The sequence below is a fragment of the Celeribacter ethanolicus genome (genome assembly GCF_002407265.1).
Classification (GTDB): Bacteria; Pseudomonadota; Alphaproteobacteria; order Rhodobacterales; family Rhodobacteraceae; genus Celeribacter; species Celeribacter ethanolicus.
Genome location: NZ_CP022196.1, coordinates 2,709,436 through 2,734,311 on the forward strand (window position 1 = coordinate 2,709,436; position 24,876 = coordinate 2,734,311).

Sequence of the window (24,876 nt, forward strand, 5' to 3'; positions counted from 1 at the left end):
TCTATTGTGCGACGAGGACGGCGGTGATGGCGTTGACGGCCAGTTCGTCGAGATCGTGGTGCACGTTCAGTTCCGGCATGGCCTTCAAAATGCCGAATCCGACCCCGGTCAGGTGCTCCCGGTAATAGGCGAGGCGGAATCCGTTCTCGGCAAAGAAGATGTCGCGATAGAGCGACAGCGGGTGGCGGTTGACCGTGTAATAGGCGTCTTCGCGCCCGGTGAATTCCGCCACGACCTCTTCGCGGAACAGGTGGTGCATGAAGGGCAGGTTGATTTCTCGCGTCAGATGAGGACCGTTCGCGGCATTGAACTGCGGGCCGAAAGTGGTGCAAAAGACACCTCCCGGCCGGAGCACCCGGGCGATTTCGGAGATTGCTTTTTCCGGTCGGGTGACGTGCTCCAACACATTGAAGCTACATGAAAAATCAAAGGTATCCTGCTCAAAGGGCATGTCTTCGACAGAGGCTTTGACCAGATCCATTCCCTGTTCTCTTGCGGGGAAATGCTGGTCGTCCAGATCAATCCCCGTATAGGCGTGAATCCCGGCCTGTCGGATCGGCCCATGGTTTTCCGCCCGGGCACACCCGACATCGAGCGCCGAGGTGAACGGAATCCCGGCATGGGCTTCGGCCAGTTTGATCGCCCGTTCCACCCGACGCTCCGAACGCTTGCGCAAGGTTTCGGCGTCGTATTTCAACCCACCGCGCGGCGGCAGGACCGCGTGGATCTGACGCAGGATGCCGATGTCACGGCCCTGCTGCAACAAGGCCACGATCTGCTCCTCTTCGGGACTGAGCGTGACCGTGTCGAGGCTACGACGCACAACGTCGGAAATATCATGAACGCGGGGGTCGAGTTTGCGGGGTTTCTCAAACACGACAGAAGCTTTCTGCAAGAATGGAAAAGGTCATTCGTCCTCCTGTGAACCAAGGATGTCGTGATGAAGCGCGATGGCGTCCTCGAGGTCTTCGAAATAATGCAGTTGCCCCTCATGAAGCACCGCGCCGGAGGTACAGAAGAGCCTGAGCTGCGGCACCGAGTGTGTGACCACGATGGCGCCCGCGTGTTTCATGCGTTCCTGAAAGTAATGTCGACTCTTCACTTTGAAACTGGCGTCGCCCACCGCCGTGACCTCATCCACCAGATAGGTGTCGAAGGGAATGCCGATGGAGATCGCAAAAGCGAGACGCGCGCGCATCCCCGAGGAATAGTGCCGCACCGCGAGGTGGAAATGCCCGCCGAGTTCCGAGAATTCCCTGGTGAAATGCAAAAGCGACTCGGTGTCGACGCCGTAGGCACGGGCCACGAATTTCGTGTTCTGCGCCCCCGTCAGATTGCGGTGAAACGATCCGGCAAAGCCCACGGGCCATGAGATGCTGCCGGTTGTCTGAATCTCGCCACTGTCCGGGCTGGTCTTGCCGCCGATCATCTTCAGCAAGGTGGATTTCCCCGCGCCGTTCCGGCCAAGAAGCCCGATCGAGGTCTTGCCCGGCAGCGTCAGGTTCACGCGATCGAGGATCACCTTTTTGCCATCGGGTGTGGCGAAGGATTTGCTGACGTCGACAAACCGGATCATGGATCAGCGCCGGTCTCTGAGCGAGTAGTAGATCAGCAGGAGGATCGTCCAGCCGAGAAAGAGAAACAGCCCGACAAGCATGAGAATCGTGCCGCGCGCCGGGTACATGGAGCGTTCCGCCAGTGTCGGCGTGATGAAGGTCGCCAGATACCGTGTCGTGCGCCGCGCCTCGCCCAGAGCGGCGTCATGAGCGCTGCGGGCCGCCGTATAGGCCATCTGGGCGAATTCATAATCGACGGAGAGTTTTTCGAATTCCGAAACCTTCGCCGCGTAATTGTCCCCGTCGGCGCTCTCTCCGGAGAACTTGTTGCGTTCCTCGGCGATCCGCTTGCGCGTCACGTCGATCCGCCTGCGGGTCTGTTCGAGGCGGGGGTCATTGGGCTGGGCGGTGATGGCCAGAAGGTCGAAATCGATCAGTGCCGTGGCAAGCTGTGACTGAAGTGTGTTCAACAGCCCCATCTGGCCTTCGATGTCCTTGGTCGGATCGACGATCTGGTTGGTGACCCGGAAATCCGTCAACTCCTGCCGGGCCTCTCGAAGCCGGGTTTCGGCGCGTTCGAGATCTTCCTCGGTGTACCGTGTCGCATCGGCACGGGCGGTGGCGGAGATGTCGTTGATGACGGCCTGACTCTCAACGAGGATGGCTTGGGCAATCTGATACGCATCCTCCGGGCGAAACGCGTTGACCCGAATGATCATCAGGCCCGAGCCACTGTCGTAGGACAGGTGCAGCATGCGTTTCCAATATTCGGTCAGATCCTCGATCGTGCCATCCGTCTGGAAGGAGAAAAACGGATCACTGTCCTTATGAATGGAAAACAATGTCCGCAGGTCGATCTTGTCGTCGATGTTCTGGACGATGTCCTGACTTTGGATGAACTCGTAGAGAATATCGCTGTCGTGCCCGCCGGAACTGCCGAGTGTGCGCGTCAGGCCGCCGAAGAAATCCGAGGCGCTGTTGTTTTCCTCGCTGCGCACGGTGAAGGCCACGGTCGAGGCATATTGGTCCTGGGCGAAGGCGAAGAGGTAGACCGCACTGATCAGGAACGGCATCAGAACGACCGAAATGAACGTATAGACAACGATCCGATGCCGCCGTTTCGGACGCGCCGGTTTCGCGTGCGGCAAAACCGGACGTTGAGGCTGGAGACGCTTTTTCCCCGACGCGGGAGGGCCGCCGGACGGTGCCGTGTCTGTCATGTTCTGACCCGTTTTCATCTCGAAAATCTTAGAGGCAAGCTGTTCAATGTCATAACCTTTTCTGGGGCGCAGGCGCGGGCCCGGTCAGGGGCCGTGCAGATCATCGCATCGTCCCCGTCGCCCCCTGAACCCGTCGCGCAGGCCGCGCCAGAGCAGGCGATAATAGGTCTTCCGCTCCGGACCGTTGCAGGCCAGCCCGCGTTTCGACCAGATCGCGACATAGTAGAGCAGGGCGAAGGGAAAGATCATCGGACCGGCGGATTGCCGTGCGATCTCCACGCCGTTGCGGCAGTGATAGTAGATCTTCCACAGCGGACGATAAACGAAGTCACCGCCGAAGGTCGCGATGTCATGAGTGAAACGGACGGCGGGCATCACAAGGATACGCCATCCGGCTTTCCGTAGTCTGAGGCTGTAGAGAACATCGTCGCCATAGATGAAAAGCCCGGCTTCGGGCGGGCCGATCTCTTCGGCGGTTTTGCGGCGCAGGAAGAAACCGACGAAGGAAGAGAAATCCGCGTCTTTCGGCGTGGCCTCCGGTGCGAGAGCGCTGTCGGCAAGGTGAAATCCCTGCCGGTTGCCGCGAAACATCGTGCGCAGGAAGGCGGAGAGTTGCCAGAACGGGTTCACCCCCTGCCGGTTCATCTCGCAAATCTCGTCGGAGACCGTCTCCACCACGGCGCCGACGGCGCCCACGCGGTCGGGAAGATCGGGGGCCAGCGCTCTGAACCGATCAATCGCCCCGGTTTGCGGCCAGGCGTCGTCGTCGAACAGGCACAGCCAGTCACAGGTGGCAAGCCCCCCTTCGGTCATCGCCTGCACGGCTTGGCTGAACCCACCGGCACCGCCGGTGTTCTCTTCGAGATGCAGACAGCTCAGCCGGGGATCGTCCAGTGCTTCGAGCCGCCGCCGCGTGTCATCTGTCGAGGCGTTGTTCACCACCACGACCCGCTCGAAAGGTTCGGCCAGAACCCGCTCGAGGCTCCGCATCAGGCTGTCGCACCGATTGTGCGTGGCGATGATTGCCGCCACCCGCATCAGATCGCCGCCGTCGTGAAGGCGGGCAGGGGAGTATCCCGTACCTGTGTCAGAAGAAACTGTTCCGCCGTGTCCATCGCCTCGCGGACGGAGACATCCATATCGAGATAGCGATAGGTCCCGAGCCGTCCGAGGAAGGTCACGCCAGAGGTCGCCTGCGCAAGATCGACATACTGGCGCAGCATGTCCTGCTCCCTGACGAGGCGGATCGGATAGAAGGGAATGTCGTCGGGCCCCGCGGCGCGCGAATACTCGCGAAACAGCACGCTGTTCTTATGCGTCTCCCACGGCGCGAAATGCTTGTGTTCGGTGATCCGGGTCCAGGGGACATCCGCGTCGCAGTAATTCATCACCGCGCAGCCCTGCACATCGCCCTCGCCATAGATCCGCTCGAAATCGAGGGTGCGATAGCCAAGCCGACCCAGACGATAATCGAAGAACCGATCAATCGGTCCGGTCCAGAAGACATGGTCCCATCTGACCGCGTCCGTTGCGCTGAACGCGGTGTTCAAAACGACCTCGATGTTCGGATGATCCAGCATGGTTTCGATCAGCGCGGTATAGCCGTCCCGCGGCATGCCCTCATACTGATGGGAGAAATACCGGCAGTTGTAATCGAACCGCAGCGGCATGCGTTTGAGGATCGAGGCCGGAAGATGGGTCGGATCGCAGCCCCATTGTTTGCGCGTGTAACCCTCGAAGAACGTACGGTAGATTTCTTCGCCCATCAGAGCGAGCGCCTGTTCTTCGAAATTCTCAGGCATTTCACAAGCATGGGTGAGCGTGTCGAGATGGGCTTTTGCCTCGGCAGGGGAGAAATTCCGTTTGAAAAGCTGGTTGATCGTGCCGAGATTGATCGGCAACGCATAGGTATGCCCGCCCGCATTGGCCACGACCGTGTGGCGATAGGTTTCGAACCGGGTGAAGCGGCTGACGAAATCCCAGACCGCGCGGTCATTGGTGTGAAAGATATGCGGCCCGTATTCATGGACCATCACGCCGGTCTGCGCATCCCGGACGGTGTGGCAATTGCCCGCCACGTGATCGCGGCTTTCGAACACCGTGACGCGATACCCGGCTTCCGCGAGGCGCCGCGCGACAGTCGCACCGGAGAATCCTGCGCCAGCGATTGCGACTCCGCTGTTCTGACCGATTTTCATCTTATGTCCTGATATCCATGAACTGGCGTTTATTTGGCCGGATCAGATATGGCAGCAGTATCGTTAAAATTTTCTTATTCTGACGACAGGTTCGGGATATTCGGGAGAAATGTGATCCCATCGAGGAATGGCGACAGGACCGTGTCTTCGCGCAGCGCGGAGCGGGACAGGAGCTGTGTTTTGAGCCGATCCCACAGCGCATGTTCCGGGATCGCACGGCAGTGCCCGAGCGCGTCAATGTCGGGAAAGAACGCCTGACGCCCTGTGAGCTCGGACAACCAGTCATGGATCGGCGCAAACACCCGCAGCATTTTGGCGCGCGCCACGGGGCCGAACATTTCGATCTCTTTCGCGGGCGGCAAGGCATCATTCAAAGCGATTTTTGAGACGATCTCGCGAAACCGGCGCGCGTCTTGGCGTGAAAGCTGAATATTCGCCCGCCTGATGAACTCGATCAGGCCCGGGTGCACGCTTGTGTTCAGCCGTCGCGAGGTTTGCCAGGGCGGCGGGGGCTTCAGACCGGCCAGCTTGAAAAAATTCTTGACGCTGCCGCCTTGCGCCAGCACCTCATCGTAGCTCTGGATTGTGAACCGTGCCTCCGGCAGGGCGGTCATCCAGGGTTCCAACATGAGCCGGTAATCGAAATGCACCCCCCTCTGGTAATGCCGCGGCACCGTGTCCGCCAGCGGTTTGAGGATGGTCCCGAACTTCAGCCGCTGACCGTACCACGAGACGAGATAATCGTCGACGCGCCGCAGCGAGGCGATCACATGAATATCGTCGATCTGTGGAAACATCCCGACCAGTTCCCGGATCAGATCGGTCCCGCGCGCACCGAAATTCGAAAACACCTCCGCCGCAAGCACCATCGTCTTGGGGCGAAACGCCTCAATCTGCGCCGTGATCGTGCGGCCGATCTCGTCTTTGCCCGGCAAGGGCAGATGAATGTCCGGGACGCCGTTCGGCGACCACATGCGAAAGGCCAGCGCATTATGGCCCTCGCGATAATTCAGCGGGATCGGCCATGTGCGGCGCTGCATCGCCCCGATCCGTCCGGAGGCAAATCCCGCCAGCATTGCAAGCCCACTGCTGTCGACCGCCGGATAGAGCACATCGTGACGCAACAGCGCACGACAGTTCCGCGCCAGAGCGGCCTGCAGAGCGGTTGAGCCGGCCTTGTGATGGCCGATGAAGAGGATCAGTTTCATCTGTAGTGTTCACCGCTCACTCGCCGTATGGTTGTTCGTACCGTGTTGGCCGCCTCATGGCAACTGGCTTGCAAGACTTGGGTTTCGCGTGATTTATTCGAAAAAGTGCCGTCCCGTGCGGTTTCATTAAGACAATTTAACAACTTTTCCGGGTATTTGGGTCGAGCAACTTGGTCGAATAAGATTGGATTTTCTGGTGGACAAAGCCGTTGAACCCCTTCGCTTTCAGGCCCTGAGGAACATTTTCGCCCTCATGATGCGCGAAATGTCCTCGACCTTCGGGCGGTCTCCGGGTGGCTATTTCTGGGCCATCGCCGAACCCGTGGGCATCATCGTGATGCTGGCCATAGGGTTCTCTCTGGTTGTGCGCGCACCTGCGCTTGGCAACAATTTCATCCTGTTCTACGCCACCGGCTATCTGCCCTATTCGCTTTTCGCGACACTGGCTCGGGTGATCATGCACGGTCTCGGCTATTCGCGCCCGCTTCTGGCCTATCCGCGCGTTTCCTGGATCGAGGCCCTGTTTGCCCGGCTGTTCCTGCACAGCCTGACCAATTTCGCGGTCTCCTTCATCGTCCTCGGTGCCATCCTGATGTTAGAGGACACGCGGATCAAGCTCGATTTCATGCCGATCCTGAACGGCTATGCCATGCTCGTTCTCACCGGCTTTGCGCTCGGTATGATGAACTGTTTTCTCATGGGGCTCTTCCCGGTCTGGGAAAACATCTGGACCATCGTGAACCGCCCGCTGTTCCTAGCCTCCGGCATTTTCTTCCTGTTCGACGATTTGCCCAAGGCGGCCCAGTCAATCCTCTGGTTCAACCCCATCCTCCATGCCATCGGAGAGGTGCGCCGCGGCTTCTACGCCACCTACGATCCGGCCTATATCAGCCCGACCTATGTCTATGGCCTCGCCCTGGCGCTTCTGGCCTTCGCGCTCTTGCTGTTGAAACGCCACTACCGGTGGATTCTCGAAGAATGACGGGACAGGGCGGATCGGTTTTCCCTCTGCGTCTGCGGGACTTCTCTCCAATGCGAGATGGCGACCACGTCGCCTTCGATCACTGGGAGGACCTGTTCAACCTGAGCCTCTGGAGCGCGGCCACACATCTGGCTAATCCCCGGCTCGTCCTGCGAGGCACCGGACGAGTGCAGCTTAAACTCTGGCGGCAGGGCGACGAGGGCGACCCATCTCCCGTTCTCGACGCAGAGCACGATTTGCCGCTCATCCTGCCCTTGCCAGAGGGAACGGAGAGCGGGATTTTCTGGCCCGAGATCACTGCGCGCGGGTCGGTGTCGCTCGACAGTGTCGGCTGGTCCGCCGATCCGCCGACCCGAGACATTCGCATCGCTCTGGTGATCACGACCTATCGGCGGGAGGCAGAGGTCCGCACCGCCGTTGCCAAACTTCTGCCGAGCTTGCAAAGAGATCTGCCGCCCGGCGCCGCTCATTTCGTGGTGGTCGACAACGGGCGCAGCCTGACGCTTCCCGCCGCCCCCGAACTCACCCGTCTGGACAACCCCAATCTCGGCGGATCTGGCGGCTTTGCTCGTGGGCTCGCCTTCGCGCAAGATGCTGGGTTTACCCACGCGCTGTTCATGGATGACGACGCCGCGACCACGCCCGAGGCGCTGATCCGCACCCATGCCTTCCTGTCCCGTGCCTGTGACGACAGGGCCGCCGTGCTCGGCGCCATGCTGACCGACACGGAGCCGCCCCGCGTGTTCGAATACGGTGCCGAGTTCGATGGTTTGTGTCGCCCCCTGTGTCACGGTCTCGATCCCACCTCGCGCACCGACGCCTTGCAAATGGAGCGCGACATCCACGCGCCCCTGCCCGAAAACCATTATGGCGGCTGGTGGTTCTTCGCCTTCCCGCTCGCCCCCCTGCGCCATTGGCCCTTCCCCTTTTTCGTGCGCGGCGACGATTCCGGGTTTTCCCTGTCCAACCCTTTCACGCTCTGGCGCATCGCCGGGGTGGCCTCTGTTCAGGAGGGGTTCGATCTCAAATCCAGCCCGCTGACCCGCTATCTCGATTTCCGCTATCACCTGATCCACGGACTGGTCTTCGACAGCCTGCGCCTGTCTCGGTTCAAAGGGCTGTCGGTCGCCCTGCGGCTGATCGTGCGCAACATTCTCACCCTGCATTACGACAGCGCCGAAGCCGAGCTTCTCGCCTGGGCGGAGGTGCTCTCCGGTCCCGAGACCTTTGCAACCGATCCGACCGCGCAAAAGGGCCGGGCGGCTGTCGCGGAACTCCTCTCCACCGAGCGCTGGTCCCCGACCCCGATGCAACCGGTGAGCACCCTCTCGCTGTCCGATCCGCATTGGCGGCGCAAATGGATCAAACTGACCCTGAACGGCCATCTCGTACCGTTCTGGGCGACATGGATGCCAGACCGGGTCATCGACCGCAGCACCCGAGGCGATATGCGGAGCTATTTCTTTGCCCGTCAGGTCGTCGTCCAAGATGAGACGCGCGGCACAGCGATGGTGCTCCGCCACGACAAGCGCCGGGCCTTTCGGATCGGCCGTCGCGCGGCGGCTCTGTCGCTGCGCTGGCTCCTGAGCCATTCGAAACTCCGCAAATCCTTCAAAACCGGCTATGACGAGATGACCACGCGTGCCTTTTGGGACGCGCAATTCATCCGGGAGGATTTGTGAGACGGGTTCGAACAGCACTGCGAGAGCGTCTGATCCGCCTCTGCGCGACACGGCGGGGCGTGTCTCTGTCGTCTTGTCTGGTGCTGGACCTCCTACCGCTCCGCAATGCCCATGGTCCTGTGACCTCCCGTCCGATGGCCGACGGGATGCAGTTCCACATCGACCCAAAAGGGCAAGTCGAGGGCGAATGGTTCAGCGAAGCCGGGCAGCGGTTTCATTTCACGGCGCGGGTGATCGCCCCGGTCGATTGGGTCGCGCTCCATATCGGCCTGCCACGTTTCGAGAAGATGTCGGAACTGTCGCACCTCGCCGTGATCCTGCGCGCGGCCAGTGCGGTGTCGCTGCGCCTCGAACTGGCGATCCGCAGCTACACCGCAGAGGGCTTTCAGGACAGTTTCCTGTTCCCGGAGCTTCACCTCACCCCCGGCGGTGTAGACCATTGCGCCACGCTCGCGCTGGCTCAGGCTCCGGATTTTCCGAGACAGGCCGATCAACGCGAGCTTGTGATCTTCTGCCCGACCGAAGGGGAGATGGAGATCGCGTTCGACACGCTGAAGGTTCTAAGCCTGTGAGACTCGATCTGGCTCTGGTGATCCCGGTCCATGACGACCTTCCGGGGCTCACGCGCCTCGTCGGCGAGGCGCGGCAAAACGGGTTGTTTCGCCAGATCATCGTCGTCGATGACGCCTCCCCCCTGCCGGTGCCTGCGATGGAGGGGGTCACGCTTTGCCGCCTGCCCGACAATCGCGGTGCCGGGGCGGCGCGCAACGCCGGGCTGGATCTGGTGGATTGCACCCATGTGCTGTTCTTAGATGCCGACGACACGCTCCTGCCGGAGCTTTCCCGCCTCACAGAACACCTCGCCGAAACCCCGAATTTCGACCTGTGCCAGTTCAAATACGCCCAGAGCAGCGAGCTGCGCCACGGCCATTGGGGGCAGCCGGATTATGACGAGGCCGTCTGGGCCGAAGCGGGGCTAAGCCTTGCACGTCACAAGGTCCTGTCGCCCGCCCAGCGTCACTTGATCGCGCAAACCGCCAATTACCCGTGGAACAAGATTTGCCGGACGGAGTTTCTGCGCGCGGAAGGCATCCGCTTCATGGAGATCCCGTTGCACAACGATCTCGCCTTTCATTGGCGCGTGTTGAGCCGGGCGAAGACCGTGATCGCCAGCGACCGGATTTGCACCTATCACCGTGTCCACACGGGCCGTGCGCATCTGACCAATCGTCGCGGACACGAGCGGCTCTGCGTGTTCGACGCGCTCGACACGGTGCGCCGCGAGCTTGCCCCGCTTGACCCGGACTGGCACGCGGCTTTCGCGGCTTTCGCCTCCGGTCTCGTCACCTGGGCGCGTCAGGGTCTCGACGAGGCCTCTCTCGATCAGTTCGACAGGCTCTCAGATCAGTTCTTTGAAAACATGAAAGAAACAGGGTTTCCCCCGGCCAGATCCGATAAATTTTGAAGCGATTTTCGGCCAAATTGAAAACAGGGGCCGCAAAAACGCCGCTTTCGCGTAAATGAAAAGCAACCTCGTTTCGGGACACTTATACCCGGGTATAAGGGGGTGTGAACCGTGGTCTCGATCCAACACATATCGACAGAGCACGTCGCGTATGAAGAGTATTTCTCGCATACATCCGACATCGAGGTCGTGACGGTCGATGGCCGGATATTCGTTCTGACGGTCGGGCAATATGACGGCGGCGCATCGGCTTGGGAGCTTCAATCCGGGTCCCTCGTCAAGGTCGACGCCCTGACGCTCTCAACCGGGGTGACGGCCGGGGCCGAGGGCGATCTGACCGCGCTCAACACCGCTGCGCAGGATTACATCCTCACCGGAGGCGGCGTCTCCGGGGCCTTTCGTCTGATCACCGCGAATGGAACGGACATTTTCGGTAGCTCCACTTCACTCGGGACGGTTACGGCCTTTTCCAGCGATCTCTATGGCACCAGCACGATCCAGCTCGACACGGGCAAGATCCTCGTTCTGGGTGCCATCGCAGGCGAGGCGCAGATCGGCGTGCTCCAGATCGATACGGTGCAAAAGACCATTTCCGCAGCTGGAACCGTGTCTTACGGTAGCAATGTGGACAACGATGCCATCGGCGCCTCTCTCGTGACCGAGATCGACGGCCACAGCTATTTCGTCGCCGCAACCCAAAGCAGCAACACGCTTCAGGTCTGGGAAATCGACACGGCGACCGGAACCCTTACCGCCCGTGCCTCCATGGATGCCGATCAGCTGTTCTGGGGCACGACCCCAAGCTCCATGGCTGCCGTCGAGATCGGTGGGGTGAAATACCTCGTCGTCGGCGCTTATGATTCCTCCTCGATCCATGTCGTTCAGATGGCGGCAGACGGAACCCTGACCATGGTCGATCAGGTGATTTCCGATAGTGTGTCCCATGTCGGCAATGTCACCGCCGTGGCGACGATCGCCTATGAGGGCGACACCTATCTCGCGGTTGGCGGCAATCAGGGCGGCGTCGCGCTCTATCTCATGTTGCCCGATGGCACCCTGACCTGCGTGTCGCATATCTACGACAGCGCGGCGATGTCCCTTCAGAATATCTCCGATATCGCGCTCTATGCGGGTGCCGACGGCATCGACATCTTTGTCAGTTCCGCAAGCGAATACGGTCTGACCCATCTTTATGTCGATATGTCCGCAGAAAACGGCCTCATCGCCGGAACGGATGCGGCGGAGACCCTCATCGGCACAAGTCTGAACGACGTCATCTTCGATGGCACTGGCAGCGATGTGCTCCAGGGCGGTTCAGGTGCCGATCTCTTCGTCCTCGCCGCAGATGGCGAAACGGACGTCATCCGCGATTTCCGCCTCGGCATCGACCGGATCGACCTGTCGCATTGGGAAGGGCTCAACAGTCTCGATCAGCTTAGCTTCGTGACCATCCCCTCGGGCATCCGCATTCACTATGGCGATGAGGAACTGATCCTCTATTCGCATGACGGATACGATCTCTATGCTTCCGATTTCTCCTATGAAGATCTTTTCACCCTTGATCGCGTGGCTCTCGAAGGCGGAGAGAATCAGGCGGCGTTTCAGCTTTACGGAACGGTGGGAAACGACACGATCTTCGGCACGGAATTTGTGAACATCATCTTTTCCGACAGCGGCGACGACCAGATCTTCGGGTACGGCGGCAATGATCAGATTTATGCGGGCAGTGGCGATGATTTCATCGACGCCGGTGACGGCGACGATGTGATCTATGGAGAAGACGGTGCGGATACGATCTACGGCGGTCTTGATCAGGACACGATCTATGGCGGTGGCGGCAACGATATTCTCGACGGCGGTCGGGAGCGCGACATCATCTACGGCGGCGAAGGGGACGATGTGATCTACGGGTTCACCTCGCACGACCGGCTGTACGGCGAGGATGGCAACGACAAGCTCTACGGCTCGAACGGGCTCGATTACATGAAAGGCGGCGCGGGCAACGACTATCTGGCCGGGGCGCGCGATGCGGACTCGCTCTTTGGCGGCGACGGCAACGACCAGTTGCGGGGCGGTTCCGGTGAGGACAAGCTGCGTGGCGAGGGAGGAAACGATCTTCTCTACGGTCAGGATGATCGGGACACGTTCATTTTCTCGGACGATTTCGGCCGCGACACGATCTACGATTTCGAGGTCACTCTGGTCGAGATCATCGACCTGAGCGATGTGTCGGAGATCACCTCCTGGGAGGATCTCGTGGCGAACCATCTGACGGAAACGGCGGGCGGTTCGGCGCAGATTTATCTGGATGAGAACAACATCATCACCATTTCCGGTGTCGGGATGGGGGAGCTGACCTCGGACATGTTCGTATTCTGAGATGGGGTGTGACCGGTTTGCGCCTGAGCGACAGAGAAATGATTTCAACGCAACCGGTCTCGTTTGGAGGGATCGGGAGAGCGGTGATAGGAATGAGGAATGAAAACAGTGGGTGAGCAAATGAACCACCTGATACGCCGCATGGCAAAACGTGGTTTGCCTGCCGTGTTGTGGGCTGTCGGGGCGGGGGGGCTTCTAATAACCGGAGGAGTGAGTTTGACGATGGCTGATGAGATGGCGCAAGCCGGGGACATCCTGTGTCGCTCAGACCTGCCCCCATCCTATTGCGAAACGGCGACAGAGGCTTGGGCGAAAGCCGTCGCAGGGGTCGAGGCTGCGCCGCAGATGGAATTGACGATCACGGAGGCCCCGTTGGGCTTCTCGATCTCCGCCCGCCTGCACCGGGATGGTCAGCCCCTCGCACTCCGGGACAGTGCATTCAGTGTCGTGGACCGTGCACCACAAGGCGATGATGCCGCCACCCGCAAGTTTTTCGTGAATCTTTTCAAAGAAATGCTTTCAGAAACAAATTTTTAGGCCTTGAGGCGCAGATAAAGAGGAGAGTTAAGACATGTGTGAAATTTGTGCCCAGTTCCGACCGACCGACGACTCCTGTGTCTACGAGGAGGCTGCGGCCCTGACCTCGACCGGCACGACATCTGCCGCTCTTGTCAACGGCACCCTGTCGGAGCTTGCCGATTATCTCACCACGGGTTTCTGGAATGACTACGGCTTGAACACACGGTTCTTTGACACATCGTCGTCGAATGTGATCACGGTCAATATCAGCGATCTCAACGCCACCGAGCAAAAGCTTGCGCTGAGCGCGCTCGAGGCGTGGGAAATGGTCGCCGATGTCACTTTCGTCGTCACCACCTCCTCCAGCGCGGACATCACGTTTTACAACGACGACGGTGGCAATTCCACGGTGCTTTCGGCCTATTCGACCTCTGCCGTATCCGGGACGACGATCCAGTATTCCGATGTCGTGATCACCAGCGGCTGGGTGAACTCCTACATGGGGGATGAAATCGGCACCTACGGTTACCAGACCTATATCCACGAGATCGGACATGCGCTCGGCCTGGGGCACCAGTCCTTGTACAACGGCAGTGCAGATTACCCGACCGATGCGGATTTTCTCAACGATAGCTGGCAATTGTCGGTGATGTCCTATTTCTCGCAATCCGACAACACGAGTGTGAACGCGAGCTATGCCTATCTCGTCTCGACGATGATGGCGGATATTCTGGCCATTCAGGACCTCTACGGGCCCGCTGGTGAAGGGAGCGCAACCTGGGGCGACACGATCTGGGGGCTGAATTCGAACCTCGGCAATTATCTCGACGGGGTGTTCACCGATCTCTCGAACGGGACCACGACGACCTACTCCGGCGATCCGATTGCCTTGACGATCTTCGATGCCGAGGGCGAAGACACGATCGACCTCAGCTTCTCGACGACCAATGATCGTGTCGATCTGAACGACGAAAGTTTTTCGGATGTGCTGGGTCTGGTCGGCAATCTCGGGATCGCCTCCGGGACCATCATCGAGAATTACATCTCGGGCGCAGGCAATGACCACATCACCGGCAATGAGGCCGACAACAAGATCTACGGTGGCCTTGGTGAGGACACGATCTTCGGAGGCGCAGGCAACGACCTGCTCGACGGAGGGCGGGAACGTGACATCATCTACGGTGGCGATGGCGACGACGAAATCTACGGGTTCACCTCGCACGACCGGCTGTACGGCGAGGATGGCAACGACAAGCTCTACGGCTCGAACGGGCTCGATTACATGAAAGGCGGCGCGGGCAACGACTATCTGGCTGGGGGCCGCGACGCGGATTCGCTCTTTGGCGGCGATGGCAACGATCAGCTCCGCGGCGGCTCCGGTGACGACAGGTTGCGTGGCGAAGCGGGCAGCGACATGCTCTACGGTCAGGACGGCAAGGATACCTTTATCTTTTCTGACAATTTCGGGCGCGACGCGATCTATGATTTCGACATCGCGGAGGGGGAGATCATCGACCTGAGCGATGTGTCGGAGATCACGTCCTGGGAGGATCTCGTGGCGAACCATCTGACGGAAACGACGGGCGGTTCGGCGCAGATTTATCTGGACGAGAACAACATCATCACCATTTCCGGCGTCGGGACGGAGCAGCTTACCTCGGACATGTTCGTGTTCTGAGACGGGGGCTTTGCCCGCATTCCCGTTCAGACATAGGCCCGCGCGCCGGGGAGCCCGTCACAGATGAGGTTCGTCTTGCCGTTCAGGTAATCCTCATCGCGGATTTTCCATGTGTGCTGCGCAATATCCGCGTAGCGCATATGGACGAAATTGAAGATGTTGGTCGACAGGATGGGGAGATCGCGCTCCTGCAGCATTTGCAGAAAAGCCGTGTCCGTGCCCTGCCTTTGCGCGGCAAAGCTCAGCCCCTCCGTCTTCTTTCGATCCCAGATCAGGGTGCCGCCATGCACCAGATTGGTCATCTGGTTGTCCCGCCCCGGGAAACGCAGATAGGTTTTGTCGCGCTGTTCCAGATAGGTGAAATAACTGTTTTTGCCGATCAGCGCCGTGCGCGGGGCGTAGTCGAACCCGAGGACCGAGTCGAATATGTAATTCGGCCCATAGAGATCGTCGTCATCCCATTTCGCGAATGTGTCCCCCTCAGCGATCTGCATTGCATCGTTCAGCGCATGTGCCAGGAATTTCTCCTCGGAGGTGCGGAGGATCTTCAGGTTGCGTACCCCGTGCAGGGCGCGGGCGGCCTGCTCTTCGCTCATGTCGTCTCGGTGCATGACGAAAATCGTTTCGGTGTCGGTATAGGTCTGCGCCCGGATCTGCCGCCCGACGGCTTCGAGAAACTGTGGCCGTTTCGAACTGCACAGGATCGAGACTTTGCGCGCGGGTTGGGCGACGAAGGGCTTGCCGATCTTTTCCGACATCTCCTGAAGCCGGTGCCGATAGGTGTGTTTGCTGTGAATCAGTCGCACCCCTTTCGTGGCCAGAGTCGCACGGTAGAGAGCGTCGCCCAGAAGCCGGTCGGTCATCTCACCCGCCTCCTGCTCCGTCGAGGGCATGAGCACCAGATCGCCGAACACCTTTTCCATCGCCGGAGAATAGGAGGACATCACCGGCGCGCCGCAGCCCATGATCTCGAACACCCGCCTTGCCAGCATGGTGTCCGAGCCTTCCACGGAATTCACGTTCACGAAAGCGTCGTAGGTCTTGTAGACGCGCTCGACCAGCTTCGGATAAGGCAACCCGCCCCGCAGTGCAGGCTGGAATTTCGCGGGAAAAATCAGGTCGGGGTTCTCCTTTTCGTCACTGAACCGGTCGTAAATATCCAGAACCCCGCGTTCCTGCGCCGGGCTCAGCAACAGGTTGAGCCACTCCGCCCGCTTCGGATATTTGATCCCTCGCCAACTCCCGGTGAAGGCCACGCGGTTCTGCCGGTCTTTCCTGCGGATCGGATTGTGCAACGAGGATTGCGCTGCGAACATCATCACATGGGCGTGCCCCCGCCCGACATGCGCCTCATAGGCCGGAACGCAGCCGACGTCGGTCGTGAACACATGATCGAACTGACGCGCCGTGTCGATGAACGTCTCGAAATTGACCGGGTCTTCCTTGTTCCAGAACAGCGTGGGAATGCCGTCGCCCTTGCAGGCCTCGATCAGTTCGGACAGCTCCTTGCCCCATTTCTCCGGCTTGGTCATGGCATAATTCCACGCGCCGTCATTGCCGCGCCAGGCGGACTCGGCAAAAAAGGCGAAAGCGTCGCGGTTGTCCCGGAAGTCCTCCTGCCAACTCTTCTTGCCGATCCGCACGCTTCGGGTGTCGGGGGCAAGGCATTCGGCGGTGAATTCATCCGTCACCGTGATCAGTTTCGGCAGGCGCTCCCGCTCTTCCGGGCTGAGATGCGCATGTGGCAGGAAGGGCGCGGCATTGCCGAGCGCCAGCAGCCCGCGCGAGGCGGGAACGCAGGCGGCATCGCGCAGCACCTTGAGCCGGGCAAAGCCATTCTTCGCCTCCCAGCCGACAAGCCCGATGCGCATCCGCACGGCACGCTGCGGCGCGATCAGATCCTGCGCAAAGCACACCGGCTGCTCTTGCTGTAACACATAGCCCTGTGCCAGTTGCTGTTTCGCAAGCCAAGCCAGATTGTTGGAGGGATCGAATTTCAGCGCATGCCCCGACTCCGTCACGAATTGCACGGTGAAAAGCGCAACTTTTTGTGTGGCCGAATTGGGGGTCTTGAGCCAGAGACGGCCCTCGATGCAGACGCGCTCTCCGGGTTTGACAGGCAGCTCGATCCAATCCGTCTCTCCGCCGAGGTTCACATAGCTGACCGGCGCAGATGCATAGCGCGGGCGTGGCGTTTTGACCGCGTTGCCCGCCGCCCTGCGCGCAAGACTGGTGCGCAGTTCGCGGGCCAGCCGTAACGGAAGCGCCAGGGCGCCACGAAAACTGCGTAGCGAGAGGGCCAGCGTATGACCGATGCGAAAGGAACTGGACTGTGCGATCTCATGATATGCCTGCTCCCATTCCATGCGCTGCCGTTGCTCTTTCGCAAGCTGCTTGACGAGTTCTTTCAGATCAGCGCCCTTCGCGGCGGTGTCTTTCGGCGTCTTGGCCATCATGGACTTTCCCGTGACTGAAGGGGCTCAAAAGGTTTCGATCGCGATCGCCCAAGGCCAGCCCTTGCGATGCGGGCGTTGCAACAAACGGATATCGGCTTTCGGGAACACCTCCGCGATGCGCGCGGCATCGAAATATTGATGGTGATAGGACGGCAGAGGACGGGGCTCGTCGAAGGGAACAGAGACGATCAACTGTTTCCTGGCGACCCGGCGCAACTCCTCCAGCGCCGTGGACATGGCGTCGCCGGGGATATGTTCGAGCACTTCCATGCAAACGACCGTGTCATAACTGTCATCTTCGAACGCCAGGGCGGTCGCGTCCATCACGCGGAAATCCGTCCGCTCGTCGACCAGAATCTGCTTGGAGTAGCGCCTGAGATCAATGCCTGTGACCTGATCGTAACGCTTGCTGAGTTGAAGGTAATTCAACAGGGCCGAGGGCCCGACACCGACATCGAGGATGGAGCGGCTGTCCGGATCGAGCAGTTCGATGCCGTATTGAATCCGTCGCCAGTCATGCTGTGTGTAAAATCCTTTGCCGGATTTCTTGCCGTGCAATTCGACATATTTGTAGCCGTAATACTCCCGCAACAATTTCAGAAGCGGGTCGCTCACCGGCGGCAGGGGGATGTCTGTCATCGTCATGTGTCTGGTCGTGCCCTCAAGAGTTTTCTACCCAGTTTCGAAAGACGGCGCAGCGGTGCGGTCACGCGCCAGGACAGGCTGTTCCGCATCTCGCGCAACTCCGCCCGAAGTCTTCGCAGCTCCTGCTCTCCCTGAGACGCGGTCTCGATGCGAAAGCAGAGTTCTTTCTCCAACGCATCGAGGCGTTCGCTCAGAAGCGTCATTTCCTCCACGCTGGGATCACGCGGCTTCATGCGCGTTCCTCCCCGCATCCTGCCCTGTCGTGATTTGGTCCGCCATGATATGTCGAAGCGTGATGGCGTATTCCGCACAGATGGCCGGCCAAAGATACTCTTCCCGCGCTTTGGCTCGGGCCCGCGTGCCAAGATCCTGTCGCAGATTCCTGTCCTGCAGAAGCCTGAGGAGCGCGTTTTGCAACCCGTCGACCGAGCCTGCGGGAAACCGCAAGGCGGTCTCGCCCGCGCTCAGCATCCCGTCGAATCCCCCGACATCGGAGGCGACGATTGCCTTGCCGGCCATCATCGCCTCGATCGGTTTGAGCGGCGTGACAAGCTCGGTCACACGGCTGCGCAGCCGGGGAAACACGGCGATGTCGAGCGCTTCGACATAGGTGCGGGCCTTTTCCGGGGCCACCCGTCCCGGCGCTTCGGTCCGATCCGACAGGCCGTGCTCCGTCAGCAGATCCAGCATAGCGCGATGCGCCCTCCGACCGGCATGGCCGCTGCCCTTGCCATCTCCGACCAGCAACAGGCGAAACGCGAGCCCGCCCCGTTTCAACGCGCCACAGGCCTCCACCAGAAGTGCCAGACCTTCATAGGCGGCAAAGCTGCCGACATAGCCGATCACGGGCACGCTGTTTCGTGACTTCGAGCCACAGGGCATGGCTTCCGTCGCGCCGTTGGGCACGATGGAAATCCGCTCCGCTGGCACGCTCCGTGTCACCAGTTCACGTTTCATCGCCGTTCCGAGCGTGATCACCCGGTCCGCCCGGCGCGCCACTTCGCCGTCCCAATGGCGCTCGAGAAAATATTGTCGCGAGCCCATGAAACCCGGCTCGCGCGCCGCCCGGCTGTCCTCCCAGAACCCGCGCACCTCATGGACAAAGGGCACCCCGATCCGGCGGGCGGCAAGGCAGGCGGGTATGGCGCAGGCATGGTTGCTGGCCGCGATGACTAGCGCGGGTTTGAGATCGCGAAAACAGGCCTCCAGCGCCGCCGTGGAGTGCCGGACATAGGCCGCGTGATTGTCCCAGGAAAAATACCCCGGCGTCTTCAGCCGATGATAGGGCACGCCGTCCCGTATCTCGCCGCAACCTCCCTCCGGCGCGGGCGTTTCGAGTGCGCTGGCCGGTTCGTCCCAGGGATAGCCGGGCCGCGAGATTACCTGAAGATCGAGCCCCTGTGCGCGCAATCCTTGCGCAAGGAAATGGGTCCGGTTCGCGTATCCGGTCGAGTGATAGGGCAGGCTGCTGTAACTCACATAAGCGACGCGATTTTCGACGGGGGCGATGGGGGTGCCGGGCAATCCGGCGATGTTGTCCATCAGGAACAATCCCTCTGTCGTCTGGCTGTCCAGCATCTCCAGCACACCTGCCGCAACTCCCATCGCCACAAGGCGATTGTGGGCCGCCTGGACCACATCCGGCAGGCTCAGCTCGATCGCCTGTGCAGAGATCAGCAGGACGTCTTCCGCATCGGGGGCGCTTTCGAGCAGGTCCATGAGCAGAGGGGCGACATCGAAACCGGGCTGCTGCACCCGCATGTGACGGGCAGCCGAGAGCGTGCCGCGCAAAAGCCGTTCCTGTTCGAATGCCTGTCCCATCATGCGATGTCACGCCGCGCGGCGGGCTTGGCGCCAGACGCTGCGGGTTTGGCGCCACATGCCGCGGGTGTCGATCACAGGTTTGCCGAGCGGCACGGCAAGATTTTTGAACGGGCGGTGGTCGACCAGAAGCAAGACGATATCCGCCGCCTCGATCGCTGCCTCTGCCGTCATCATCTCGGCTTTGTCGGCAAGCGCGGGGGGCAGGGCGTGAATGTTAGGTTCGCTGACAAGCACCTCGAAGGTGCCGCTGCCACTCAGCTCTCGCACGATATCGAGCGCCGGGCTTTCGCGCAGATCGTCAATGTCGGGTTTGAACGCAAGCCCGAGACAGGCGACGCGCGGCTTGCGACCGATCAGCCCAAGCGCCTCGCCGGCCTCGCGCACCTGATCGAGCACCCAAAGCGGCTTGCTGTCATTGACCTCGCGCGCGGTGCGGATCAGCCGGGCGGTCTTGGGCGCGGAGGAAACGATGAACCACGGGTCGACCGCGATGCAATGCCCGCCGACGCCTGGGCCGGGTTGCAGGATGTTCACCCGCGGATGGCGATTGGCCAGTTCGATCAGCTCCCAGACATCGACACCGACTTCGTCGCAAATCAGCGAAAGCTCATTGGCAAAGGCGATATTCGTGTCCCGATAGCTGTTTTCGGCCAGCTTGGCGAATTCCGCCGTACGCGCATTGGTCGGGATACAACAGCCCTTGACGAAAATCCGGTAAAGCTCCGTCGCACGCCGGGCGCAGCGCGGGGTCATGCCGCCGATGATGCGGTCGTTCTCGAACAGTTCGCGCATCACATGACCGGGCAGCACCCGTTCGGGACAATGCGCGACCATGACATCTGCAGCTTCTCCCGCCTGTTGCGGGAAACTCAGGTCGGGACGTTCCTCGGCCAGCCAGGCTGCCATCTGATCCGTCGCCCCGATCGGCGAGGTGGATTCGAGCACCACGAGATTGCCCCTCGCCAGATGCGGCGCAATGGATTTCGCCGCCGCGCGGATATAGTTGAGATCGGCGGCGTGGCTCTCTTCGACAAAAGGCGTGGGGACCGCGATGACAAAGGCATCGGCGGGGCAGGGCGTCACCGAGGCGGTCAGATAGCCCCGCGTTACGGTGTCGCGCACGATCATGTCGAGATCGGGTTCGACGATGTGAATCCCGCCCGCATTGATCGTTTCGACCACGCGGGGGCTGACGTCGACCCCATGCACCTGCACTTTCGAGGAGGCGAAAACCGCCGCCGTCGGCAGGCCGATATATCCAAGCCCGATGATGTTTATTTTCGAAAATCCGTACTTTTTCACTGGAAACACCTCTCTCTTGTCGTGGCCCAACTCTGGATCGCAGTGACGATCCGGTGCGAGGCCTTGCCATCGCCATAGGGGTTATGAGCGAGGCTCATCTCCGCATAAGCGGCCGTGTCGTCGAGAAGACGCGCGACCTCGCTCACGATCTTGTCCCTGTCCGTCCCGACCAGCTTGACCGTTCCGGCATCCACCGCTTCGGGCCTTTCCGTCGTGTCACGCATGACGAGGACGGGTTTGCCGAGAGAGGGCGCTTCTTCCTGAATGCCGCCGCTGTCCGTGAGGATGATGTCCGCACGGCTCATCAGGAAAATGAAAGGATAGTAATCAAGGGGGTCGATCAGCGTGATGTTCTCTCTGCCGCCGAGCAACCGTTCCACAGGTTCTCTTACATTAGGGTTAAGATGGACCGGATAAATGATCTGGACATCCGGCCGTTTTGCCAGTTCGGCAAGCGCATTGCAGATCCGTTCCATGCCGCTGCCGAAACTCTCGCGCCGGTGTCCGGTGACAAGAATCACCCGTTTGCCGGGCTGAATTCCGGTTCTTTCAATCAGCGCCTGTTGTGCCGAACTGTCCTGTTCGAGCCGCGCGACCACGCTCATCAGCGCGTCGATCACCGTGTTTCCGGTGACATGCACCGATGCTGGATCGACATTCTCGGCCAGCAGGTTGGCGCGGGATTTTTCCGTCGGTGCAAAATGCAACGCGCTGATCGTGCCGGTGAGCTTGCGGTTCACCTCTTCGGGCCAGGGCGAATAGATGTTGCCGGTGCGCAGACCGGCTTCGACATGGCCCACCGGGATCTGATTGTAATAGGCGGCCATCGCGGTCATGGCCGTGGTCGCAGTATCGCCATGCACCAGAACGAGATCGGGTCTGGCCTGATCCAGAACCTGTTTCAGCTCTTTGAGGAGCATGGCGGACAGATCGTGCAACCCCTGTCCCGTGCGCATGAGATCGAGATCGTATTCCGGCCGGATTTTGAACAGGCCCAGAACCTGGTCGAGCATTTCCCGATGCTGCGCCGTGACGCAAATCTCGGAGGTGATGCCTTGTGCGGCCCCCAGAGCGCCGACCACAGGGGCCATCTTGATGGCCTCGGGGCGGGTCCCGAAAACGGACAATACCTTGATGGGGTGAACTGTCATTGTAATCCCTACGACGAAACGGGTGGGTTGTTTCTCCGTAGGGTTGTGGCCGGATAGTAGTTAATATCGCGTTAAGTGCGTTAACTTCATTTCGCCGAGGGCACGCCGGTTCCGAAATGCCGCTCGCCGCGGGCCTTTGCCAGGGCGATCTGTTTCTGACGCTCGCGGAACCGCTCCTTGCGCGCCTCGTCATACTCGTCGATGCACTGATGACAGGACACGCCTTCCTCATATTCCGGGCGCCGCTTGTCCTCGGGCCGAATCGGACGCCGACAGGCATGGCACAGCTCATGCGGCCCCTCGGTCAGCCCATGGCCGATGGACACCCGCCCGTCGAACACGAAACATTCGCCTTCCCAGAGGCTCTCCTCCTGCGGCATCTCCTCAAGGTACTTCAGGACCCCGCCCTTGAGGTGATAGACCTCCTCGATCCCCTGACCCAAAAGGAAATTCGTCGATTTCTCACAGCGGATGCCGCCCGTGCAGAACATCGCGATCCGCTTGTTGTGGAACCGCTCCTTGTTCTCCTCCCACCATTGCGGGAACTCGCGGAAGGTCTTGGTCTGCGGGTCGATCGCGTCCTTGAACGTACCGATCTGAACCTCGTAATCGTTGCGCGTGTCGATCACCGCCACATCTGGCGCTGAGATCAGTTCGTTCCATTCCTCGGGGGTGCAATAGTGTCCAACCCTTGCTTTCGGGTCGACATCGGGCTGCCCCATGGTGACGATCTCTTTCTTGAGCCGCACTTTCATCCGGTTGAACGGCTGCTCCTCCGCCGTCGACAGCTTGTATTCGAAATCGGTGCATCCCGGCAGGCTGCGGATATGCGCAACCAGCCGTTCGATGGACGCCGGTGTCGGCCCGGCCACCGTGCCATTGATCCCCTCCCTGGCCAGCAAAAGCGTGCCTGTGATGCCCTCGGCATGGCACAACTCCATAAGCGGCCCCCGCAAGGCGGCAGGGTCGGGGAAGCGGGTGAAGTGATAGAGTGCGCAGACGGTAAACATGATGTGTTCGATACGCCGCAAGCCGTGATCAGGCAAGAGCTTGCAAAGCACGGCCCGCCCGCGTCATCTAATCGCATCCGAGGAACTGTCACGAGGCCCCGCAATGACACGCAGCGCAATCCTTGCCGTTTTTCTGGCTTTCACCGTCACTAATCCGGCCCAAATGGCCTTTGCCGAGACGCCCCAAGTCCCCGAAAGCCGCGCGGAAATTCAGCTTTCCTTCTCCCCCATCGTCAAGGAAACTTCGCCCTCTGTGGTCAATATCTATGCCTCCCGTGTGGTGGAGGAGCGTCTGTCCCCCTTCGCGGACGATCCGTTCTTCTCGCAATTCTTCCGCTCTGGTCCGGCGCGTCAGCGTGTGCAACGCTCGCTTGGTTCCGGGGTGATTGTCTCGGGTGACGGGCTTGTCGTGTCGAATTATCACGTCGTGGGCGAGGCCTCCGACATCCGCGTCGTCCTCTCCGACAAGCGCGAATACAAGGGCGAGGTGATCCTCGCCGACAAGGACGCCGACGTCGCCGTGCTTCGCCTCGATGGCGCCTCCGACCTGCCCGCCCTGCCTCTGGCCGACAGCGATGCGCTTGAGGTCGGCGATCTGGTGCTGGCCATCGGCAACCCGTTTGGTGTCGGCCAGACTGTGTCCTCCGGCATCGTCTCGGGTCTTGCCCGCTCCGGCTCGGCGATCCCCGGCGGCGCGGGTTCCTATATCCAGACCGACGCGGCCATCAATCCGGGCAATTCCGGCGGCGCTTTGGTCGATATGTCGGGCCGTCTCGTCGGCATCAACACCTCGATCCTGTCGCGCTCCGGTGGATCCAACGGCATCGGATTTGCCATCCCGGCCAATCTCGTGCGCGAATTCACTCGTCAGGCCGAGGCGGGCCAGACCCGTTTCATTCACCCCTGGTCCGGCGTTTCGACTCAGTCCGTGGACGACGCGGTCGCCGAGGCCCTTGGGCTCGACCGCCCCGAAGGCGTCGTGCTCTCCGAGTTGCACCCGCAATCCTCCTTCGCAACGCTCGGGTTGACGGCGGGAGATGTGCTCCTCTCCCTCGACGACCAACCGATCCTCTCTCCCTCCGATCTCGAATACCGGTTGTCGATCCTGCCGGTCGGAGCTTCGGTCAAACTCTCCGCGCTGCGTGCCGGAGAGCCGGTTGAGCTGGATTTGTCTCTGATTGCAGCGCCAGGGTCGGAGAGCATCGACAGGGTCGAGATCACCTCTTCCGGTCCACTGGGCGGTCTGGTCGTGGCCGATCTGACGCCTGCGCTGATTGACGAATACGGCCTTGCGCTGATGTCCGAGGGAGTCGTTCTTTTGGACGCCCAAGGCCCCTCCGCCCGTCTCGGTCTCCGGCCCGGAGACCGGATTGTCGAGGTCAATGGCACGGAAATCCGGACAACCAAAGACTTGCAAAGCGTCGCACGGCAAAAGATCGGCATGTGGCTGATCACCTTTGAGCGGGGCGGGAGGCTGTTGCGGATGCGGGTAAAATAGAGCCAAATCCAGCCAAAACAGACCACAGGGTGATTTTCACCCTCGTCTTGTGCCTGGATGACTCTTAGCCACATGACCCTGAACGCGCCGAAAGAGGGGGCGA

Annotated in this window: 21 protein-coding genes; 8 read left to right on the top strand and 13 right to left on the bottom strand. The window is 60.6% G+C overall.

The genetic code is table 11. From position 1 onward, the window contains the following. Window position 1: 1 nt before the first annotated feature. The 6 genes from CEW89_RS13350 to CEW89_RS13375 form a co-directional block, all read right to left on the bottom strand. Window positions 2-877 carry a class I SAM-dependent methyltransferase gene (locus CEW89_RS13350; RefSeq protein ID WP_157779848.1) on the bottom strand — a complete coding sequence of 292 codons (876 nt, stop codon included), beginning with the start codon at window positions 875-877 and terminating at the stop codon, window positions 2-4. A gap of 30 nt (window positions 878-907) precedes the next feature. Beyond that, complete coding sequence (locus CEW89_RS13355; RefSeq protein WP_096806218.1) at window positions 908-1,576, bottom strand: ABC transporter ATP-binding protein; 669 nt, start codon at window positions 1,574-1,576, stop codon at window positions 908-910. Window positions 1,577-1,579: 3 nt separating this feature from the next. Further along, a complete protein-coding gene (locus CEW89_RS13360; RefSeq protein WP_244906060.1) occupies window positions 1,580-2,776 on the bottom strand; it encodes a KpsE/RkpR family capsule polysaccharide export protein in 1,197 nt (398 codons plus the stop codon). A gap of 84 nt (window positions 2,777-2,860) precedes the next feature. Next, the gene (locus CEW89_RS13365; RefSeq protein ID WP_096806219.1) at window positions 2,861-3,814 is read right to left on the bottom strand and encodes a glycosyltransferase; all 954 of its coding nucleotides are present in this window, start codon (window positions 3,812-3,814) and stop codon (window positions 2,861-2,863) included. After that, the gene (locus CEW89_RS13370) at window positions 3,814-4,974 is read right to left on the bottom strand and encodes a UDP-galactopyranose/dTDP-fucopyranose mutase family protein (protein WP_096806220.1); all 1,161 of its coding nucleotides are present in this window, start codon (window positions 4,972-4,974) and stop codon (window positions 3,814-3,816) included. Before CEW89_RS13370 ends, CEW89_RS13365 begins: the two co-directional genes overlap by 1 nt. Before the next feature lie 74 nt (window positions 4,975-5,048). Then, window positions 5,049-6,182, bottom strand: a complete 1,134-nt coding sequence (locus CEW89_RS13375; RefSeq protein ID WP_096806221.1) for a hypothetical protein — start codon at window positions 6,180-6,182, stop codon at window positions 5,049-5,051. A gap of 196 nt (window positions 6,183-6,378) precedes the next feature. Here CEW89_RS13375 and CEW89_RS13380 point away from each other — a divergent pair, with 196 nt between their 5' ends. The 7 genes from CEW89_RS13380 to CEW89_RS13405 all read left to right on the top strand — a co-directional run bounded on the left by CEW89_RS13380 (window position 6,379) and on the right by CEW89_RS13405 (window position 14,887). Beyond that, entirely contained in the window at window positions 6,379-7,164 is a 786-nt protein-coding gene (locus CEW89_RS13380) for an ABC transporter permease (RefSeq protein WP_280522619.1), read from the top strand. Window positions 7,165-7,214: 50 nt separating this feature from the next. Beyond that, window positions 7,215-8,846, top strand: a complete 1,632-nt coding sequence (locus CEW89_RS13385; protein WP_198403422.1) for a glycosyltransferase family 2 protein — start codon at window positions 7,215-7,217, stop codon at window positions 8,844-8,846. Then, entirely contained in the window at window positions 8,843-9,418 is a 576-nt protein-coding gene (locus CEW89_RS20840; protein WP_157779849.1) for a hypothetical protein, read from the top strand. Before CEW89_RS13385 ends, CEW89_RS20840 begins: the two co-directional genes overlap by 4 nt. Next, entirely contained in the window at window positions 9,415-10,311 is an 897-nt protein-coding gene (locus tag CEW89_RS13390) for a glycosyltransferase family 2 protein (protein ID WP_157779850.1), read from the top strand. Before CEW89_RS20840 ends, CEW89_RS13390 begins: the two co-directional genes overlap by 4 nt. Before the next feature lie 111 nt (window positions 10,312-10,422). After that, window positions 10,423-12,690: a M10 family metallopeptidase C-terminal domain-containing protein gene (locus tag CEW89_RS13395; protein ID WP_096806224.1), complete on the top strand. Its 2,268-nt coding sequence runs from the start codon at window positions 10,423-10,425 to the stop codon at window positions 12,688-12,690. Between the two features lie 99 nt (window positions 12,691-12,789). Beyond that, window positions 12,790-13,227, top strand: a complete 438-nt coding sequence (locus CEW89_RS13400; protein WP_096806225.1) for a hypothetical protein — start codon at window positions 12,790-12,792, stop codon at window positions 13,225-13,227. Between the two features lie 34 nt (window positions 13,228-13,261). Next, window positions 13,262-14,887, top strand: a complete 1,626-nt coding sequence (locus CEW89_RS13405) for a M10 family metallopeptidase (RefSeq protein ID WP_096806226.1) — start codon at window positions 13,262-13,264, stop codon at window positions 14,885-14,887. A gap of 26 nt (window positions 14,888-14,913) precedes the next feature. On the opposite strand, the gene CEW89_RS13410 is transcribed toward CEW89_RS13405, so the two are convergent. The 7 genes from CEW89_RS13410 to trhO form a co-directional block, all read right to left on the bottom strand. After that, window positions 14,914-17,343, bottom strand: coding sequence for a glycosyltransferase family protein (locus CEW89_RS13410; RefSeq protein ID WP_096806227.1), 2,430 nt, complete (start codon window positions 17,341-17,343; stop codon window positions 14,914-14,916). Between the two features lie 24 nt (window positions 17,344-17,367). Next, window positions 17,368-17,988 (bottom strand): class I SAM-dependent methyltransferase, encoded by a 621-nt coding sequence (locus CEW89_RS13415; protein WP_081423768.1) that lies wholly within the window; start codon window positions 17,986-17,988, stop codon window positions 17,368-17,370. After that, on the bottom strand, window positions 17,985-18,221 hold the full coding sequence (locus tag CEW89_RS13420; protein ID WP_066703128.1) for a hypothetical protein: 237 nt from the start codon (window positions 18,219-18,221) through the stop codon (window positions 17,985-17,987). Before CEW89_RS13420 ends, CEW89_RS13415 begins: the two co-directional genes overlap by 4 nt. Beyond that, window positions 18,208-19,812, bottom strand: a complete 1,605-nt coding sequence (locus tag CEW89_RS13425) for a glycosyltransferase family 4 protein (RefSeq protein ID WP_096806228.1) — start codon at window positions 19,810-19,812, stop codon at window positions 18,208-18,210. The genes CEW89_RS13420 and CEW89_RS13425 overlap by 14 nt, the downstream gene beginning before the upstream one ends. 6 nt (window positions 19,813-19,818) lie before the next feature. Then, the gene (gene wecC, locus CEW89_RS13430) at window positions 19,819-21,114 is read right to left on the bottom strand and encodes a UDP-N-acetyl-D-mannosamine dehydrogenase (RefSeq protein ID WP_198403423.1); all 1,296 of its coding nucleotides are present in this window, start codon (window positions 21,112-21,114) and stop codon (window positions 19,819-19,821) included. Next, window positions 21,111-22,265 (bottom strand): non-hydrolyzing UDP-N-acetylglucosamine 2-epimerase, encoded by a 1,155-nt coding sequence (wecB, locus tag CEW89_RS13435; RefSeq protein ID WP_066703142.1) that lies wholly within the window; start codon window positions 22,263-22,265, stop codon window positions 21,111-21,113. The genes wecC and wecB overlap by 4 nt, the downstream gene beginning before the upstream one ends. Before the next feature lie 86 nt (window positions 22,266-22,351). Continuing rightward, window positions 22,352-23,275: an oxygen-dependent tRNA uridine(34) hydroxylase TrhO gene (gene trhO, locus CEW89_RS13440; protein WP_096807238.1), complete on the bottom strand. Its 924-nt coding sequence runs from the start codon at window positions 23,273-23,275 to the stop codon at window positions 22,352-22,354. A gap of 103 nt (window positions 23,276-23,378) precedes the next feature. On the opposite strand from trhO, the gene CEW89_RS13445 reads away from it, so the two are divergent. Beyond that, a complete protein-coding gene (locus CEW89_RS13445) occupies window positions 23,379-24,773 on the top strand; it encodes a trypsin-like peptidase domain-containing protein (RefSeq protein ID WP_096806229.1) in 1,395 nt (464 codons plus the stop codon). Window positions 24,774-24,876 lie beyond the last annotated feature (103 nt).

Bases quoted from the DNA above. Each gene is read 5' to 3' on its own strand.
- CEW89_RS13415 (WP_081423768.1), bottom strand. From the start codon at position 17,988: ATGACGATGACAGACATCCCCCTGCCGCCGGTGAGCGACCCGCTTCTG.
- CEW89_RS13400 (WP_096806225.1), top strand. From the start codon at position 12,790: ATGAAAACAGTGGGTGAGCAAATGAACCACCTGATACGCCGCATGGCA.
- trhO (WP_096807238.1), bottom strand. From the start codon at position 23,275: ATGTTTACCGTCTGCGCACTCTATCACTTCACCCGCTTCCCCGACCCT.
- CEW89_RS13360 (WP_244906060.1), bottom strand. From the start codon at position 2,776: ATGACAGACACGGCACCGTCCGGCGGCCCTCCCGCGTCGGGGAAAAAG.
- CEW89_RS13410 (WP_096806227.1), bottom strand. From the start codon at position 17,343: ATGATGGCCAAGACGCCGAAAGACACCGCCGCGAAGGGCGCTGATCTG.
- CEW89_RS13425 (WP_096806228.1), bottom strand. From the start codon at position 19,812: ATGATGGGACAGGCATTCGAACAGGAACGGCTTTTGCGCGGCACGCTC.
- CEW89_RS13375 (WP_096806221.1), bottom strand. From the start codon at position 6,182: ATGAAACTGATCCTCTTCATCGGCCATCACAAGGCCGGCTCAACCGCT.
- CEW89_RS13445 (WP_096806229.1), top strand. From the start codon at position 23,379: ATGACACGCAGCGCAATCCTTGCCGTTTTTCTGGCTTTCACCGTCACT.
- CEW89_RS13420 (WP_066703128.1), bottom strand. From the start codon at position 18,221: ATGAAGCCGCGTGATCCCAGCGTGGAGGAAATGACGCTTCTGAGCGAA.
- CEW89_RS13370 (WP_096806220.1), bottom strand. From the start codon at position 4,974: ATGAAAATCGGTCAGAACAGCGGAGTCGCAATCGCTGGCGCAGGATTC.
- CEW89_RS13405 (WP_096806226.1), top strand. From the start codon at position 13,262: ATGTGTGAAATTTGTGCCCAGTTCCGACCGACCGACGACTCCTGTGTC.
- CEW89_RS13355 (WP_096806218.1), bottom strand. From the start codon at position 1,576: ATGATCCGGTTTGTCGACGTCAGCAAATCCTTCGCCACACCCGATGGC.
- CEW89_RS13385 (WP_198403422.1), top strand. From the start codon at position 7,215: ATGCGAGATGGCGACCACGTCGCCTTCGATCACTGGGAGGACCTGTTC.
- CEW89_RS13365 (WP_096806219.1), bottom strand. From the start codon at position 3,814: ATGCGGGTGGCGGCAATCATCGCCACGCACAATCGGTGCGACAGCCTG.
- wecB (WP_066703142.1), bottom strand. From the start codon at position 22,265: ATGACAGTTCACCCCATCAAGGTATTGTCCGTTTTCGGGACCCGCCCC.